The following is a 415-nucleotide window of genomic DNA, read 5'->3' as shown; positions in this document are numbered from 1 at the left end:
ACTTCATACTCTAACGATTGGAATGCATCGAAACATTTTTTTTCGGCACGTGAGCGAGCAAATCCTTCTTTATTCGGTATGTCCCCTTCTTCTGCAAATAAGGTGTTTTTCTTAACGCTTGCGGTGACATAAGGCGCTAAGATCTCATCAATACGGTTAATCGTTGTGCCACCATAAATATGACTGGCTACTTGGGCAATGATCTGTGCAGTCACAGCCGTTGCTGTAGTGATGGATTTTGGTGTTTCAATTTCAGCGTTACCCATTTTAAAGCCAAGGGTTAACATGCCATCAAGATCGATCAGCATACAGTTAAACATCGGGAAGAAGGGCGCATAATCAAGATCATGATAATGAATGTCACCCGCTTCATGCGCATGGACAATGTCGCGTGGCAAGATGTGCTGCTTGGCAT

1 protein-coding gene is annotated in these 415 nt (G+C 43.6%); it reads right to left on the bottom strand.

From position 1 onward, the window contains the following. Nucleotides 1-415: anaerobic ribonucleoside-triphosphate reductase (gene nrdD, locus MTCD1_RS18590; RefSeq protein WP_305764592.1), on the bottom strand; the 415-nt coding region annotated here is incomplete at both ends.

Source organism: Colwellia marinimaniae, assembly GCF_002207865.1.
GTDB lineage: Bacteria > Pseudomonadota > Gammaproteobacteria > Enterobacterales > Alteromonadaceae > Colwellia > Colwellia marinimaniae.
The sequence above is the reverse complement of the archived record's forward strand: the minus strand, read 5'-3'. Positions and strand labels throughout refer to the sequence as shown.